This is a genomic window from Pseudomonas sp. SB113 (assembly GCF_040754745.1).
In the GTDB taxonomy this organism is placed as follows: domain Bacteria; phylum Pseudomonadota; class Gammaproteobacteria; order Pseudomonadales; family Pseudomonadaceae; genus Aquipseudomonas; species Aquipseudomonas grimontii.
Genome location: NZ_JBFMHW010000038.1, coordinates 1 through 15014, shown reverse-complemented (window position 1 = coordinate 15014; position 15014 = coordinate 1). Strand labels below are relative to the sequence as shown.

Sequence of the window (15014 nt, the reverse complement as noted above, 5' to 3'; positions counted from 1 at the left end):
CGACCTCCCCTCTCGTCGAACCCAGGCAAAATTGCCTTGATCCGACGAATGGGGCTGCCAGGGCCCAGACTTATTTATCGCAGAACTCAGTTACCGCTTGAGTTCAGCGCTTCGGTCAGTGCAGCTTCCACTTCACTGGCGCTTACGCGCAACGGCTTGTCAGCATCACGGCGACGCTTACGCTCGCTGTGGTAAGCCAAACCGGTACCAGCCGGGATCAGACGACCCACGACCACGTTCTCTTTCAGGCCGCGCAGGTAATCACGCTTACCGGTTACCGCTGCTTCGGTCAGTACGCGAGTGGTCTCCTGGAAGGAGGCCGCCGAGATGAACGACTCAGTGGACAACGACGCCTTGGTGATACCCAGCAGTACGCGAGTGAACTTGGAAACGAATTTCTCGTCGCCAGCCAGACGCTCGTTTTCCACCAGCACATGAGTCAGTTCCATCTGGTCGCCCTTGATGAAACTGGAATCGCCGGATTCAGCGATCTCAACTTTACGCAGCATCTGACGCAGGATGGTCTCGATGTGCTTATCGTTGATCTTCACGCCTTGCAGGCGGTAAACGTCCTGGATTTCGTTAACGATGTACTTGGCCAGCGCACTCACACCCAGCAGACGCAGGATGTCGTGTGGATCGCTCGGGCCATCGGAGATAACTTCGCCGCGGTTTACCTGTTCGCCTTCGAATACGTTCAGGTGACGCCACTTTGGAATCAGCTCTTCGTACGGATCGGTACCGTCGTTCGGGGTAATGACCAGACGGCGCTTGCCCTTGGTTTCTTTACCGAACGCGATGGTGCCGCTGACTTCTGCCAGAATCGACGCTTCTTTCGGACGACGAGCTTCGAACAAGTCGGCAACACGCGGCAAACCACCGGTGATGTCACGGGTCTTCGAAGTTTCTTGCGGGATACGCGCGATAACATCACCGATCGCGATCTTCGCACCGTCCGCTACACCGACCAGGGCGTTGGCTGGCAGGAAGTACTGAGCGATTACGTCAGTGCCTGGCAGCAACAGATCCTTGCCGTTGTCATCGACCATCTTCACGGCAGGACGGATGTCTTTACCGGCAGCTGGACGATCTTTCGCGTCGAGTACTTCAATGTTGGTCATACCGGTCAATTCGTCAGTCTGACGTTTGATCGTGATGCCTTCTTCCATGCCCACGTAGGTCACGGTACCTTTCATTTCGGTAACGATTGGGTGAGTGTGCGGATCCCACTTGGCCACGATTGCGCCAGCGTCGACCTTGTCACCTTCTTTAACCGAAATCACAGCACCGTACGGCAGCTTGTAGCGCTCACGCTCACGACCGTAGTCATCAGCGATTGCCAGCTCACCGGAACGCGACACAGCAACCAGGTGACCATCCACTCGCTCAACGTGCTTCAGGTTGTGCAGGCGGACAGTACCGCCATTCTTCACCTGAACGCTGTCGGCTGCGGAGGTCCGGCTTGCTGCACCGCCAATGTGGAACGTACGCATGGTGAGCTGGGTACCCGGCTCACCGATGGACTGGGCGGCAATAACGCCGACCGCTTCACCGATGTTCACCTGGTGACCACGAGCCAAGTCACGGCCGTAGCACTTGGCGCAAATGCCGTAGCGGGTTTCGCAGCTGATCGGCGAGCGAACGATCACTTCGTCGATGCTGTTGAGTTCGATGAACTCGACCCACTTCTCGTCAACCAGAGTGCCGGCAGGAACGATAATTTCCTCGGTACCTGGCTTGAATACGTCACGGGCAATAACACGACCCAATACGCGTTCACCCAGTGGCTCTACAACGTCACCGCCTTCAATGTGCGGAGTCATCAGCAGGCCGTGCTCGGTGCCGCAATCGATCTCGGTTACAACCAGATCTTGCGCAACGTCTACCAGACGACGAGTCAGGTAACCGGAGTTAGCGGTTTTCAACGCGGTATCCGCCAGACCTTTACGAGCACCGTGAGTGGAGATGAAGTACTGGAGTACGCTCAACCCTTCACGGAAGTTCGCAGTAATCGGCGTTTCAATGATGGAACCGTCCGGCTTGGCCATCAGGCCACGCATACCGGCGAGCTGACGGATCTGCGCAGCAGAACCCCGTGCGCCCGAGTCGGCCATCATGTACATCGAGTTGAAGGATTCCTGGTCAACTTCGTCGCCGTGACGGTCGATGACTTTCTCTTTCGAGAGGTTGGCCATCATCGCCTTGGAGACTTCGTCGTTGGCCTTGGACCAAAGGTCGATCACTTTGTTGTACTTCTCGCCCTGTGTTACCAGGCCCGAGGCGTACTGGCTTTCGATCTCTTTCACTTCATCAGTAGCAGCACTGATGATGCGGGCTTTTTCATCTGGGATAACGAAGTCGTTAACACCGATGGAAACGCCGGAAATGGTCGAATAGGCAAAACCGGTGTACATCAACTGGTCAGCGAAGATCACGGTCTCTTTCAGACCAACCACGCGATAGCATTGGTTGATCAGCTTGGAGATCGCCTTTTTCTTCATCGGCAGGTTGACGACGTCGTACGACAGACCTTTTGGCACAACCTGATACAACAGCGCACGGCCAACGGTGGTGTCGACAATACGGGTGCCGCTCACGCTGCCGCCGTCACGGTCGTTGACCGTTTCGTTGATGCGTACCTTGACCTTGGCGTGCAGTGCGGCTTCGCCGGCACGGAACACACGGTCAACTTCCTGCAGGTCAGCGAACACACGACCTTCGCCTTTGGCGTTGATCGCCTCACGGGTCATGTAGTACAGACCCAATACAACGTCCTGCGACGGAACGATGATTGGCTCACCGTTGGCTGGCGACAGAATGTTGTTGGTCGACATCATCAACGCACGCGCTTCCAACTGGGCTTCCAGTGTCAGCGGTACGTGCACGGCCATTTGGTCGCCGTCGAAGTCGGCGTTGTACGCAGCACAGACCAGAGGGTGCAGCTGGATAGCCTTACCTTCGATCAGTACCGGTTCAAACGCCTGGATACCCAGACGGTGAAGGGTCGGTGCACGGTTGAGGAGAACCGGGTGTTCGCGAATCACTTCAGCGAGAACGTCCCAAACCTCTGGCAGTTCGCGCTCGACCATTTTCTTGGCCGCTTTGATGGTGGTCGCGAGACCGCGCATTTCCAGCTTGCCGAAGATGAATGGCTTGAACAGCTCAAGTGCCATCTTCTTCGGCAGACCGCACTGGTGCAGACGCAGGGTCGGGCCTACGGTAATTACCGAACGACCAGAGTAGTCAACACGCTTACCGAGCAAGTTCTGACGGAAACGACCTTGCTTACCCTTGATCATGTCAGCCAAGGATTTCAGAGGACGCTTGTTGGAACCGGTGATAGCGCGGCCACGACGGCCGTTGTCGAGCAGCGCATCGACAGCTTCCTGCAACATACGCTTTTCGTTGCGCACGATAATGTCCGGAGCGGACAGATCGAGCAGGCGCTTCAAACGGTTGTTACGGTTGATCACGCGGCGGTACAGGTCGTTGAGGTCGGAAGTCGCGAAACGACCACCATCCAACGGTACCAGCGGACGCAGGTCTGGCGGCAGAACCGGCAGAACGGTCAGCACCATCCACTCTGGCAGGTTGCCGGAACCCTGGAAGGCTTCCATCAACTTCAGACGCTTGGACAGCTTCTTGATCTTGGTTTCGGAGTTGGTTTGCGGAATTTCTTCGCGCAGACGACCAATCTCGTGCTCCAGGTCGATAGCGTGCAGCAGTTCGCGGACAGCTTCGGCACCCATGCGGGCATCGAAATCATCACCGAACTCTTCCAACGCTTCGAAGTACTGCTCGTCGTTCAGCAGCTGACCTTTTTCAAGGGTGGTCATGCCTGGATCGATAACGACATAGCTCTCGAAGTAGAGAACGCGTTCGATATCACGCAGGGTCATGTCCATCAGCAAGCCGATACGGGACGGCAGCGATTTCAGGAACCAGATGTGGGCAACCGGCGAAGCCAGCTCGATGTGCGCCATGCGCTCACGACGAACCTTGGCCAGTGCAACTTCAACGCCGCACTTCTCGCAGATCACACCACGGTGCTTCAAGCGCTTGTACTTACCGCACAGGCACTCGTAATCCTTTACCGGGCCAAAGATCTTGGCGCAGAACAGGCCGTCACGCTCAGGTTTGAACGTACGGTAGTTGATGGTTTCCGGCTTTTTAACTTCACCGAACGACCATGAACGGATCATCTCAGGCGATGCCAATCCAATGCGGATGGCGTCGAACTCTTCGACTTGACCCTGGTTTTTCAGCAAATTCAGTAGGTCTTTCAAGGCCTTTCCTCCTGGCGGAGCAGAGAGCGGGCTAAACAGCCCCGCTCTCGATTCGCGTCACGTGTTATTCGGTTTCCAGATCGATATCGATGCCGAGGGAACGAATTTCTTTGATCAACACGTTGAAGGACTCGGGCATGCCCGGCTCCATACGGTGATCGCCATCCACGATGTTTTTGTACATCTTGGTACGACCGTTCACATCGTCCGACTTCACTGTGAGCATTTCTTGCAGAGTGTATGCAGCACCGTATGCTTCCAGTGCCCAGACCTCCATCTCCCCGAAACGCTGACCACCGAACTGAGCCTTACCACCCAGCGGCTGCTGGGTAACCAGGCTGTACGAACCGGTAGAACGAGCGTGCATCTTGTCGTCTACCAAGTGGTTCAGCTTCAGCATGTACATGTAGCCAACAGTAACCGGGCGCTCGAACTTGTTGCCGGTACGGCCGTCGAACAGCTGCATCTGGCCGCTTTCTGGCAGGTCTGCCAGTTTCAGCATGGCCTTGATTTCGCTTTCCTTGGCACCGTCGAACACCGGGGTAGCCATTGGAACGCCGCCGCGCAGGTTCTTCGCCAGATCCAGGATCTCCTGATCGGAGAAGGTATCCAGCTCTTCCTTACGACCGCCGATCTCGTTGTAGATCTCGTGCAGGAACTTACGCAGGTCAGCAACCTTGCGCTGCTCTTCGATCATACGATTGATCTTCTCGCCCAGACCTTTAGCCGCAAGGCCCAGGTGGGTTTCAAGGATCTGGCCAACGTTCATACGCGACGGTACGCCCAACGGGTTGAGGACGACGTCGACCGGGGTGCCATTGGCATCGTGCGGCATGTCTTCAACCGGCATGATCACGGAGACCACACCTTTGTTACCGTGACGACCGGCCATCTTGTCGCCCGGCTGGATGCGGCGACGGATTGCCAGGTAAACCTTGACGATTTTCAGCACGCCTGGAGCCAGGTCATCGCCCTGCTGCAGTTTGCGCTTCTTGTCTTCGAACTTGTCGTCCAGCAGACGGCGACGATCAACGATATAGGCCTGGGCCTTCTCGAGCTGCTCGTTAAGAGCATCTTCAGCCATGCGCAGCTTGAACCACTGGCCGTGCTCAAGACCGTCGAGGATTTCGTCGGTGATGTCCTGACCTTTCTTCAGACCTGCGCCGCCTTCAGCCTTGTGGCCTACCAGAGCGGAACGCAGACGTTCGAAGGTCGCGCCTTCAACGATACGGAACTCTTCGTTCAGGTCCTTGCGGATCTCGTCGAGCTGGGTCTTCTCGATGGACAGTGCACGAGCATCACGCTCGACGCCGTCACGGGTGAAGACCTGTACGTCGATGACGGTGCCCTTGGTACCAGTAGGTACACGCAGGGAGGTGTCTTTAACGTCGCTGGCTTTCTCACCGAAGATGGCACGCAACAGCTTCTCTTCCGGAGTCAGCTGGGTCTCGCCTTTCGGAGTGACCTTACCAACCAGAATGTCGCCTGCACCAACTTCAGCACCTACATAAACGATACCGGCTTCGTCCAGCTTGTTCAGTGCAGCTTCACCCACGTTCGGGATGTCTGCAGTGATTTCCTCTGGCCCAAGCTTGGTGTCACGTGCCACACAGGTCAGCTCCTGAATGTGGATCGTGGTGAAGCGATCTTCTTGAACCACACGCTCGGACAGGCAGATGGAGTCTTCGAAGTTGAAGCCGTTCCATGCCATGAACGCGATGCGCATGTTCTGACCCAGAGCCAATTCACCCATATCGGTGGACGGACCGTCAGCCATGATGTCGCTACGCTGAACGCGATCACCCTTACGCACCAGCGGACGCTGGTTGATGCAGGTGTTCTGGTTCGAGCGGGTGTATTTGGTCAGGTTGTAGATGTCGACACCGGCTTCACCCGTTTCAACTTCATCATCAGCAACACGAACCACGATACGGCTGGCATCGACGGAATCGATCACGCCGCCACGACGAGCCACGACGCAAACGCCGGAGTCACGGGCTACGTTACGCTCCATGCCGGTACCTACCAGCGGCTTGTCAGCACGCAGGGTCGGTACAGCTTGACGCTGCATGTTGGAACCCATCAACGCACGGTTGGCGTCATCGTGTTCCAGGAACGGGATCAGCGACGCTGCGACCGAAACTACCTGCTTCGGCGATACGTCCATCAAGGTGACGTCTTCCGGCGCCTTGACGGTGAACTCGTTCAGGTGACGAACAGCTACCAGCTCGTCGATCAGGACTTTCTTGTCGTTCATCGTGGCCGAAGCCTGAGCGATCACGTGATCAGCTTCTTCGATGGCGGACAGGAACACGATCTCGTCGGTGACCAGAGCGTCTTTCACCACACGGTACGGGCTCTCGAGGAAGCCATACTGGTTGGTGCGCGCATAGGCGGCCAGGGAGTTGATCAGACCGATGTTCGGACCTTCCGGCGTTTCAATCGGGCATACACGACCGTAGTGAGTCGGGTGTACGTCACGCACTTCAAAGCCAGCACGCTCACGGGTCAGACCGCCCGGGCCCAGTGCGGAAACACGGCGCTTGTGGGTGATCTCGGAGAGCGGGTTGTTCTGGTCCATGAACTGCGAGAGCTGGCTGGAACCGAAGAACTCTTTCACCGCCGCAGCCACTGGCTTGGCGTTGATCAGGTCTTGCGGCATCAGGCCTTCGCTTTCAGCCATCGACAGACGCTCTTTGACCGCACGCTCAACACGCACCAGGCCAACGCGGAACTGGTTCTCGGCCATTTCGCCTACGCAGCGAACACGACGGTTACCCAGGTGGTCGATGTCATCGACGATGCCTTTGCCGTTACGGATGTCGACCAGGGTCTTCAGGACCGCAACGATGTCTTCCTTGCACAGCACACCCGAACCTTCGATCTCGGTGCGACCGATACGACGGTTGAACTTCATCCGGCCAACCGCAGACAGGTCGTAGCGCTCAGGGCTGAAGAACAGGTTGTTGAACAGGGTTTCGGCAGCGTCTTTGGTTGGTGGCTCGCCAGGACGCATCATGCGATAGATTTCTACCAGCGCTTCCAATTGGTTGCTGGTGGAGTCGATCTTCAGGGTGTCGGAAACGAACGGACCGCAGTCGATATCGTTGGTGTACAGGGTCTCGATACGAACAACCTGAGCCTTGGCGATTTTCGCCAGGATCTCGGTGTTCAGCTCGGTGTTGCACTCAGCCAGGATTTCGCCTGTAGCCGGGTGAACAATGACCTTGGCGGTCGTGCGACCCAAGACGTAGTCCAGAGGCACGTCCAGCGACTTGATACCTGCTTTTTCGATCTGGTTGATGTGGCGCGCAGTAATACGACGACCCGCTTCAACAATGACCTTGCCCTTTTCATCCTGGATGTCCAAGACGGCAATTTCACCACGCAGACGAGATGCAATCAGTTCCAGGCTGAGGGTTTCATCCTTCAGGCTGAATACGTTGGTGGTGTAGAACGCATCCAGGACCTGCTCAGTGGTGTAGCCGAGCGCGCGCAGCAGTACCGAGGCCGGCAGCTTACGACGACGGTCGATACGCACGAACACGCAGTCTTTCGGATCGAACTCAAAGTCCAACCACGAACCGCGGTACGGAATGATCCGCGCGGAGTACAGGAGCTTGCCGGAGCTGTGCGTCTTACCGCGGTCGTGGTCGAAGAACACGCCCGGGGAACGGTGCAGCTGGGAAACGATAACACGCTCGGTACCGTTGATAACGAAGGTACCGTTCTCAGTCATCAATGGGATTTCGCCCATGTAGACTTCTTGCTCTTTGATGTCCTTGATCGCTTTGTTCGACGACTCTTTGTCGAAAATGATCAGACGGACTTTTACCCGCAAAGGTACGGCGTACGTAACACCGCGCAACACGCATTCTTTGACATCAAATGCCGGTTCGCCCAGGCGATAACCGACGTACTCCAGCGCAGCATTGCCGGAGTAGCTGATGATCGGGAAAACGGATTTGAAGGCCGCATGCAGGCCCACGTCGCGGAACTGATCTTTGGTCGCTCCCGCCTGCAAGAATTCACGATACGAATCCAGCTGGATAGCCAGAAGGTACGGGACATCCATGACGTCCGGCAACTTGCTAAAGTCCTTGCGGATACGTTTTTTCTCAGTATATGAGTAAGCCATCAGCGTTCCCCAGCTTGGTCACCTGCTTGTTTGGCCCTCCCGACGGGAGCAGCCAGAAAATCTTGCAAACCCCATGGTTTGCACCACCGCATCGGGTGGCTACAGCGCGTTAATGGCGGCGACCGAGTCGACAGCCAAGAACGGAAAAAGGCCGGTGGCAAGAGCCACCAGCCATCAGCCTTCAGCTTAACGCTTGGGCTGGAGACGCAAGGTCGATGCTTACTTCAGCTCGACTTTAGCGCCTGCTTCTTCCAGAGTTGCCTTGGCTTTGTCGCCTGCGTCTTTGGTCACTGCTTCCAGAACCATAGCAGGAGCGCCGTCAACTACAGCCTTGGCTTCTTTCAGGCCCAGACCGGTCAGTTCACGTACTGCCTTGATCACGTTAACTTTCTTCTCGCCAGCTTCCAGCAGCATGACGTTGAATTCGGTTTGCTCTTCAACAACGGCAGCAGCAGCAGCTGGACCAGCAGAAGCAGCGGCAGCGGAAACGCCGAATTTTTCTTCGAAAGCTTTGATCAGCTCAACAACCTGCAGAACCGACATTTCAGCTACGGCGTTGAGGATATCGTCTTGGGAGATAGACATTGCTGTATTTCCTGAATTGGGGGACGGCCTACGCGGCCATCGAAATAAACAAAAATACGCGAGAGAAATTGCTCAGCCTTAGGCTGCGGCAGCTTCTTTTTGCTCGCGAACTGCAGCCAGAGTACGAGCCAGCTTGCTGGTAGCGCCTTGAATCACGCTCATCAGCTGCGAAATGGCTTCGTCGCGGGTCGGCAGTGTTGCCAGTACGTCGATTTGGTTAGCTGCGAGGAACTTGCCCTCGAACGCAGCTGCCTTGATCTCGAACTTATCCTGACTCTTGGCGAACTCTTTGAACAAACGGGCAGCAGCGCCTGGATGATCCTTGGAGAAAGCAATCAGAGTCGGGCCGGTGAACACGTCATTGAGGACACTGTATTCAGTGTCAGCAACAGCGCGCTTGAGCAGGGTGTTACGTACAACACGTACGTATACGCCAGCTTCACGAGCCTCTTTACGGAGTCCGGTCATAGCGCCTACTGTCACACCACGGGCATCAGCCACGACAGCGGACAGAGCAGCTTTGGCAGCCTCGTTGACTTCAGCGACGATGGCCTTCTTGTCTTCGAGATTAATTGCCACGGGTTTAACTCCTGCTTGTTACCGTTTCATCTGGCCGAGGCCGGATGTCGTTTTGGTGTCTGATTCGGTAAGGAACCGGGAGCACCATCTGCGTAGGCTTGTGGTTTAAGACTTGCGCCGCCTACGGTCTTGGATAGCCCCCGCCAGGCAGGGACCCCAATTTTTTCCGATTGGCCCAATTGCTTGCGCCAATCTGTGTCTTATACGTCCAGCGAGCCTTGGTCGATGACCAGACCTGGGCCCATAGTGGTGCTCAGGGTAACGCGCTTGACGTAGATACCTTTCGAGGAAGCTGGCTTGATACGCTTCAGATCCGCGATCAGGGCTTCAACGTTTTCCTTCAGCTTGACGGCGTCGAAGCCGACTTTGCCAACGGAGGTGTGAATGATGCCGTTTTTGTCGGTGCGATAACGAACCTGACCAGCCTTGGCGTTTTTAACCGCGGTAGCTACGTCTGGCGTTACGGTGCCGACTTTAGGGTTAGGCATCAGGCCACGTGGGCCCAGGATCTGACCCAATTGACCTACAACACGCATTGCATCCGGGGAAGCAATAACTACGTCGTAGTTCAGGTCGCCGCCTTTCATTTCGGCAGCCAGGTCGTCCATACCAACGCGATCAGCGCCGGCGGCCAGAGCAGCTTCAGCTGCCGGGCCTTGAGTGAAGACAGCTACACGAACAGTCTTACCAGTACCGTGCGGCAGCACAGTAGCGCTACGAACGACCTGGTCAGATTTACGTGGGTCAACACCCAGGTTTACAGCAACGTCAACGGACTCGCTGAACTTGACAGTCGACAGCTCGGTCAGCAGAGCAGCAGCGTCTACAAAGTTGTAGGACTTGCCCGCTTCGATTTTGCCGGCGATAGCCTTTTGGCGCTTGGTCAGCTTAGCCATTACACACCCTCCACGTTAAGGCCCATGCTACGAGCAGAACCGGCGATGGTACGCACGGCTGCATCCATATCAGCTGCAGTCAGATCCGCGTTTTTGGTTTTCGCGATTTCTTCCAGCTGAGCACGAGTTACGGTGCCAACCTTAACGGTGTTAGGACGAGCGGAACCGCTAGTCAGACCAGCAGCTTTCTTCAGCAGAACCGAAGCCGGGGTCGACTTGGTTTCGAAAGTGAAGCTACGGTCGCTGTATACAGTGATGATCACTGGAGTCGGCAGACCTGGCTCAAGACCCTGAGTACGGGCGTTGAAGGCCTTGCAGAATTCCATGATGTTCACGCCGTGCTGACCCAGAGCCGGACCAACAGGTGGACTTGGGTTGGCCTGAGCGGCCTTCACTTGCAGCTTGATGTAAGCGGTAATCTTCTTGGCCATGAGGCACTCCAATTACGGGTTCAAGCGCCTCGAAAGGCTCCCCGGTTACTTGCGCGTTTATCCCAGTGACGACAAAACCCCACAGCCTTAGGCTGCGGGGTTGGGATGCTTACTCAGCTAGACCTTCTCGACCTGGCTGAATTCCAACTCTACCGGAGTAGAGCGACCGAAAATGAGCACCGCGACCTGGATCCGGCTCTTTTCGTAGTTAACCTCTTCGACGGTACCGTTGAAATCAGCAAACGGACCATCTGTGACGCGAACAACCTCACCCGGCTCGAACAACGTCTTCGGCTTAGGCTTGTCGCTACCGTCGGCGACGCGACGCAGAATTGCTTCTGCCTCTTTGTCAGTGATCGGAGCAGGCTTATCAGCAGTACCGCCAATGAAACCCATTACACGAGGAGTGTCCTTGACCAAGTGCCAAGTACCTTCATTCATGTCCATCTGTACCAGCACGTAGCCAGGGAAGAACTTGCGCTCACTCTTGCGCTTCTGACCATTCCGCATTTCAACCACTTCTTCAGTGGGAACCAGAATTTCGCCGAAGCCATCTTCCATGCCTGCCAGCTTTACGCGCTCCAGCAAAGAGCGCATAACATGCTTCTCGTAACCCGAGTAAGCATGCACAACGTACCAACGCTTAGCCACGGGACACCCTTAGCCAACAATCAAGGAAACAAGCCAGCCGAGCAGGGAATCAAGCCCCCACAACAGCAACGCCATAACCAGAACAACAGCCACGACAATCAACGTGGTCTGCGTGGTTTCTTGGCGAGTCGGCCAAACGACTTTACGGATTTCGGTGCGAGCTTCCTTCACCAGGACCGCGAAAGACTTGCCTTTGGCAGTCTGCAGGCCTACAAAGGCAGCTACAGCAGCAAGGGCCAGCAAAACGAGAACGCGGTACAGGATCGGCGAAGCAGAGTAGTACTGATTGCCAACAACGCCTACGACCACCAAAGCGACTACAGCGAGCCACTTTACCAGATCGAAACGAGAGCTTTGAGCTTCAGCCTTAGGAGTCATCTATGAAGATCCTGTGAAAAGAAAGCCAGACACACCACGTGAATCTGGCAGGTCAGGAGGGAATCGAACCCCCAACCTACGGTTTTGGAGACCGTCGCTCTGCCAATTGAGCTACTGACCTAAAACAAAATCAGGCCGACCATTATGCAGACCTGAAAAAGACTTTACAACAACCAACCCCCAGAGACTTGAAATCACCCAAGCAACGAGCAATCTAAAACACTATCAAGCCGAGTCAGCCGTTAAAACAAAGGCAGATATTTTCATATCTGCCTTGTTATATGGAGCTCTTGAGCGGATTTGAACCGCTGACCTCACCCTTACCAAGGGTGTGCTCTACCAACTGAGCTACAAGAGCAAAACACCATGCACAACCTGAAAACTTGGAGCGGGTAGCGGGAATCGAACCCGCATCATCAGCTTGGAAGGCTGAGGTTCTACCACTAAACTATACCCGCGGAGCTTGCAGCTCACGCTAAAATGGTGGAGGGGGAAGGATTCGAACCTTCGAAGTCGTAGACGTCAGATTTACAGTCTGATCCCTTTGGCCGCTCGGGAACCCCTCCTAAGCGAGCCGGCATTCTACATCATGCCGGCCTTCTGTCAAGCATTTTCTCATTAAAAATATGAGGTTAGCTGCATTGACCTTCGCTTCACGCCGTAGACCTTAATGGTCTTCACTGCGAAGCGGGCGCCATTCTATGCAAACTATTCGAGAGTTGCAATGCCTTCGCACAGCATTATTTTATGTTTTAACTCATTGAATTCCTTAGCAAGGTTTTCAAAGGGCAGATCCTCAGCCAGGCCTCGGCTTTCTGGGGCAACCCGGAGCCAGTAACCCTGCGCATCAGGAGTACTCAGCAACTGAACCTTGACCTTTATATCCAGGCTAGTGAGACGCTGCTCAACGAATTGAGCCTGTCGCAGGTCGGCAAAGCCACCAATGTACAAGCAAGTATTTTGCGCATCAGATGCCTTAGCCCGATCCCTTCGCACGACGGCGTCAGAGGACTCACTCAGCAGGCGAATATCCTGCTGCGTATTCCGATAGAGGCTCAGAGGGGTAACGTCTTTAGCGCGCAACGGCGCCTCTTGCTGATGCCATATGTAGTAGAAGGCGTTGAGGATCAATAAAAGCAAAAACAGCCAACGCATAAACACCTCAAGATAAAGGGCACGCCATCGCCAACCCCACGAAAATCAAATCAGGAACGAGCCGAGCCTGGGGCACTGCATCCCTCACCAAATCAGCATCGCCGCCAGTCAGGAATACAGCAAAGTTATCACCCCAATAACTTCTGGCCAGCTCAAGCTGGGTCAGCACAAATCCTCTGAGCATCAACGTACAGCCACGCTCTACGGCCTCTACGGTCGTACGCCCTGGAGACAGGCACTCCAATGCTCTTTCGGCAGCAGCGTCGTCGTAACGTATCTTGCGCGTATGCGTACGCAACTGATTACGCATGAGGGGCATACCAGGACAGATGAAACCGCCTAGATGCTCACCATCCCCTGCAATAAAATCTGCGGTCGCCGCCGTACCAAAATCAAGCACCAGGCATGCGCCCGAAGCCAATTTGAAGCCCCCCAGCATCGCTAACCAGCGATCAAGACCAAGACGCTCGAAATCTTCGTAGCCGTTGCGCACCCCGGCCATTTCTCGCGCAGAAACGGCGCAGGAAACGACAACGCCAAAAGCCTCCACCAGCGCTGCAACCAGATTGTTTGTTTCATCCAGAGCACGAACGCTCACTAACCGGCAATGCGTCAATAACAGGCCAGGCAGCGATGACAAGCTTTCAATCAGTGCGACATCCGAACCAGCTATGCCCTCTGCAGATGCGATCGTCCGATCCGAACCAAGTACGCGCCACTTAATAAAGCTATTCCCACAGTCGAGCTCAAGAATCATCACGCAGCCTCAGGCTTAACTCACCACCACTGTATATTTTCTCAACGCCATCGACACTTAAACGCAACGCACCCTGACCGTCGACACCCAGCACCACCCCATCTACATGGTTGACACCAGCTATGAGTGACACTGCCCTTCCCTGCCAGGCGTGACCTCTCTCCCACTCATCCTTAAGAGATGCAAAACCTGATGCCCTGTGCAGCTCCAAGTAGCTTTTCAACTGCAAGCACAGACGCGCCACCAAAGAGTTGCGATCAACAGGAGACCCCGTCTCCAACTGCACTGATGTCCATTGCTGATCAACCTCATCAGCCTTCTGCATATTCACGTTAATACCTATACCGAGGACAACGTGACAGATATCCGCGGGATCCCCTACGAGCTCCAGTAAAATCCCGGCAATCTTCTTCTGCCCCACCAGGACGTCATTTGGCCACTTCAAAGCCGCACCCTGCACTCCAGACTCACGCAGCGCCTGCATGACTGCCAAGCCAACCACAAGACTCAGCCCCTCCAACTGTCGAGGACCATTCTCAATACGCAATAAGAGGCTGTAATACACATTCTGGGCGAACGGACTGATCCACTTTCGGCCGCGCCGCCCCCTTCCCGCAGTTTGCTGCTCCGCAAGCACCAGAAACGGCGTCGCACACTCAACCTCAACAAGGCGCAGAGCCTCGGCATTCGTCGAGTCGATGGAATCGTAGATATGAATAGGCCATGTCAGAGAAGATGCATACAGCGCGATCTGCTCAGAACTCAAGAAAACCAGTGGCGAAGCTAATTGGTACCCCCTGCCACGAACCTTATGGACAGGCAGATTCAATTCGGCCTCAAGATGCTGGAGCTGCTTCCATACAGCACTACGACTAACCCCAAGGGCGGCGCCAAGTGCTTCTCCGGAATGGAACCGGCCATCTTTCAGAAGTTTTAACAACGTCAGCATGCAAGTATCGCCTCACAATGAGGCACGCATGATAGCCATGCGCAGGATCATTGCATAGAAAGGCCGGACTTTAGCACTGAAAGCCACCCCGAGGCGCCTCTTCGCACTTTTCGACCGAGCAAAACAAAACCCCACCTGCTTTCGCAAATGGGGTTTCGGAATTTAATCTTGACGATGACCTACTCTCACATGGGGAAACCCCACACTAC

General features: G+C 55.3%; 11 protein-coding genes and 4 tRNA genes. All 15 read right to left on the bottom strand.

Annotation, left to right across the window (positions count from 1 at the left end; all coding sequences use genetic code 11):
- Positions 1-86 precede the first annotated feature (86 nt).
- A complete protein-coding gene (rpoC, locus tag AB1462_RS29560; RefSeq protein WP_090401840.1) occupies positions 87-4286 on the bottom strand; it encodes a DNA-directed RNA polymerase subunit beta' in 4200 nt (1399 codons plus the stop codon).
- A gap of 64 nt (positions 4287-4350) precedes the next feature.
- Entirely contained in the window at positions 4351-8424 is a 4074-nt protein-coding gene (rpoB, locus tag AB1462_RS29555) for a DNA-directed RNA polymerase subunit beta (protein WP_053138310.1), read from the bottom strand.
- A gap of 219 nt (positions 8425-8643) precedes the next feature.
- Positions 8644-9009 (bottom strand): 50S ribosomal protein L7/L12, encoded by a 366-nt coding sequence (gene rplL, locus AB1462_RS29550; RefSeq protein ID WP_053138313.1) that lies wholly within the window; start codon positions 9007-9009, stop codon positions 8644-8646.
- Between the two features lie 78 nt (positions 9010-9087).
- Positions 9088-9588: a 50S ribosomal protein L10 gene (gene rplJ / locus AB1462_RS29545; RefSeq protein ID WP_003232405.1), complete on the bottom strand. Its 501-nt coding sequence runs from the start codon at positions 9586-9588 to the stop codon at positions 9088-9090.
- 200 nt (positions 9589-9788) lie between these two features.
- The gene (gene rplA, locus AB1462_RS29540; protein WP_003176434.1) at positions 9789-10484 is read right to left on the bottom strand and encodes a 50S ribosomal protein L1; all 696 of its coding nucleotides are present in this window, start codon (positions 10482-10484) and stop codon (positions 9789-9791) included.
- Positions 10484-10915 carry a 50S ribosomal protein L11 gene (rplK, locus tag AB1462_RS29535; RefSeq protein ID WP_003176435.1) on the bottom strand — a complete coding sequence of 144 codons (432 nt, stop codon included), beginning with the start codon at positions 10913-10915 and terminating at the stop codon, positions 10484-10486. Before rplK ends, rplA begins: the two co-directional genes overlap by 1 nt.
- A gap of 117 nt (positions 10916-11032) precedes the next feature.
- Positions 11033-11566 carry a transcription termination/antitermination protein NusG gene (gene nusG, locus AB1462_RS29530; RefSeq protein WP_003176436.1) on the bottom strand — a complete coding sequence of 178 codons (534 nt, stop codon included), beginning with the start codon at positions 11564-11566 and terminating at the stop codon, positions 11033-11035.
- Positions 11567-11575: 9 nt separating this feature from the next.
- Entirely contained in the window at positions 11576-11944 is a 369-nt protein-coding gene (secE, locus tag AB1462_RS29525) for a preprotein translocase subunit SecE (protein ID WP_027605162.1), read from the bottom strand.
- A 45-nt stretch (positions 11945-11989) separates the two neighbouring features.
- A tRNA-Trp gene (locus tag AB1462_RS29520) sits at positions 11990-12065 on the bottom strand.
- Positions 12066-12226: 161 nt separating this feature from the next.
- A tRNA-Thr gene (locus AB1462_RS29515) sits at positions 12227-12302 on the bottom strand.
- 26 nt (positions 12303-12328) lie between these two features.
- A tRNA-Gly gene (locus tag AB1462_RS29510) sits at positions 12329-12402 on the bottom strand.
- Between the two features lie 23 nt (positions 12403-12425).
- Positions 12426-12510, bottom strand: a tRNA-Tyr gene (locus AB1462_RS29505).
- A 142-nt stretch (positions 12511-12652) separates the two neighbouring features.
- Complete coding sequence (locus tag AB1462_RS29500; protein ID WP_090401839.1) at positions 12653-13099, bottom strand: hypothetical protein; 447 nt, start codon at positions 13097-13099, stop codon at positions 12653-12655.
- Positions 13100-13106: 7 nt separating this feature from the next.
- On the bottom strand, positions 13107-13856 hold the full coding sequence (locus AB1462_RS29495) for a pantothenate kinase (protein ID WP_367248726.1): 750 nt from the start codon (positions 13854-13856) through the stop codon (positions 13107-13109).
- Entirely contained in the window at positions 13846-14805 is a 960-nt protein-coding gene (gene birA, locus AB1462_RS29490) for a bifunctional biotin--[acetyl-CoA-carboxylase] ligase/biotin operon repressor BirA (RefSeq protein ID WP_259194691.1), read from the bottom strand. Before birA ends, AB1462_RS29495 begins: the two co-directional genes overlap by 11 nt.
- Positions 14806-15014: the final 209 nt, after the last annotated feature.

Excerpts from the sequence above, each read along its gene's own strand:
- AB1462_RS29495 (WP_367248726.1), bottom strand. The coding sequence starts at position 13,856 with ATGATTCTTGAGCTCGACTGTGGGAATAGCTTTATTAAGTGGCGCGTA.
- rplK (WP_003176435.1), bottom strand. The coding sequence starts at position 10,915 with ATGGCCAAGAAGATTACCGCTTACATCAAGCTGCAAGTGAAGGCCGCT.
- AB1462_RS29500 (WP_090401839.1), bottom strand. The coding sequence starts at position 13,099 with ATGCGTTGGCTGTTTTTGCTTTTATTGATCCTCAACGCCTTCTACTAC.
- secE (WP_027605162.1), bottom strand. The coding sequence starts at position 11,944 with ATGACTCCTAAGGCTGAAGCTCAAAGCTCTCGTTTCGATCTGGTAAAG.
- rpoB (WP_053138310.1), bottom strand. The coding sequence starts at position 8,424 with ATGGCTTACTCATATACTGAGAAAAAACGTATCCGCAAGGACTTTAGC.
- rplL (WP_053138313.1), bottom strand. The coding sequence starts at position 9,009 with ATGTCTATCTCCCAAGACGATATCCTCAACGCCGTAGCTGAAATGTCG.
- rplA (WP_003176434.1), bottom strand. The coding sequence starts at position 10,484 with ATGGCTAAGCTGACCAAGCGCCAAAAGGCTATCGCCGGCAAAATCGAA.
- birA (WP_259194691.1), bottom strand. The coding sequence starts at position 14,805 with ATGCTGACGTTGTTAAAACTTCTGAAAGATGGCCGGTTCCATTCCGGA.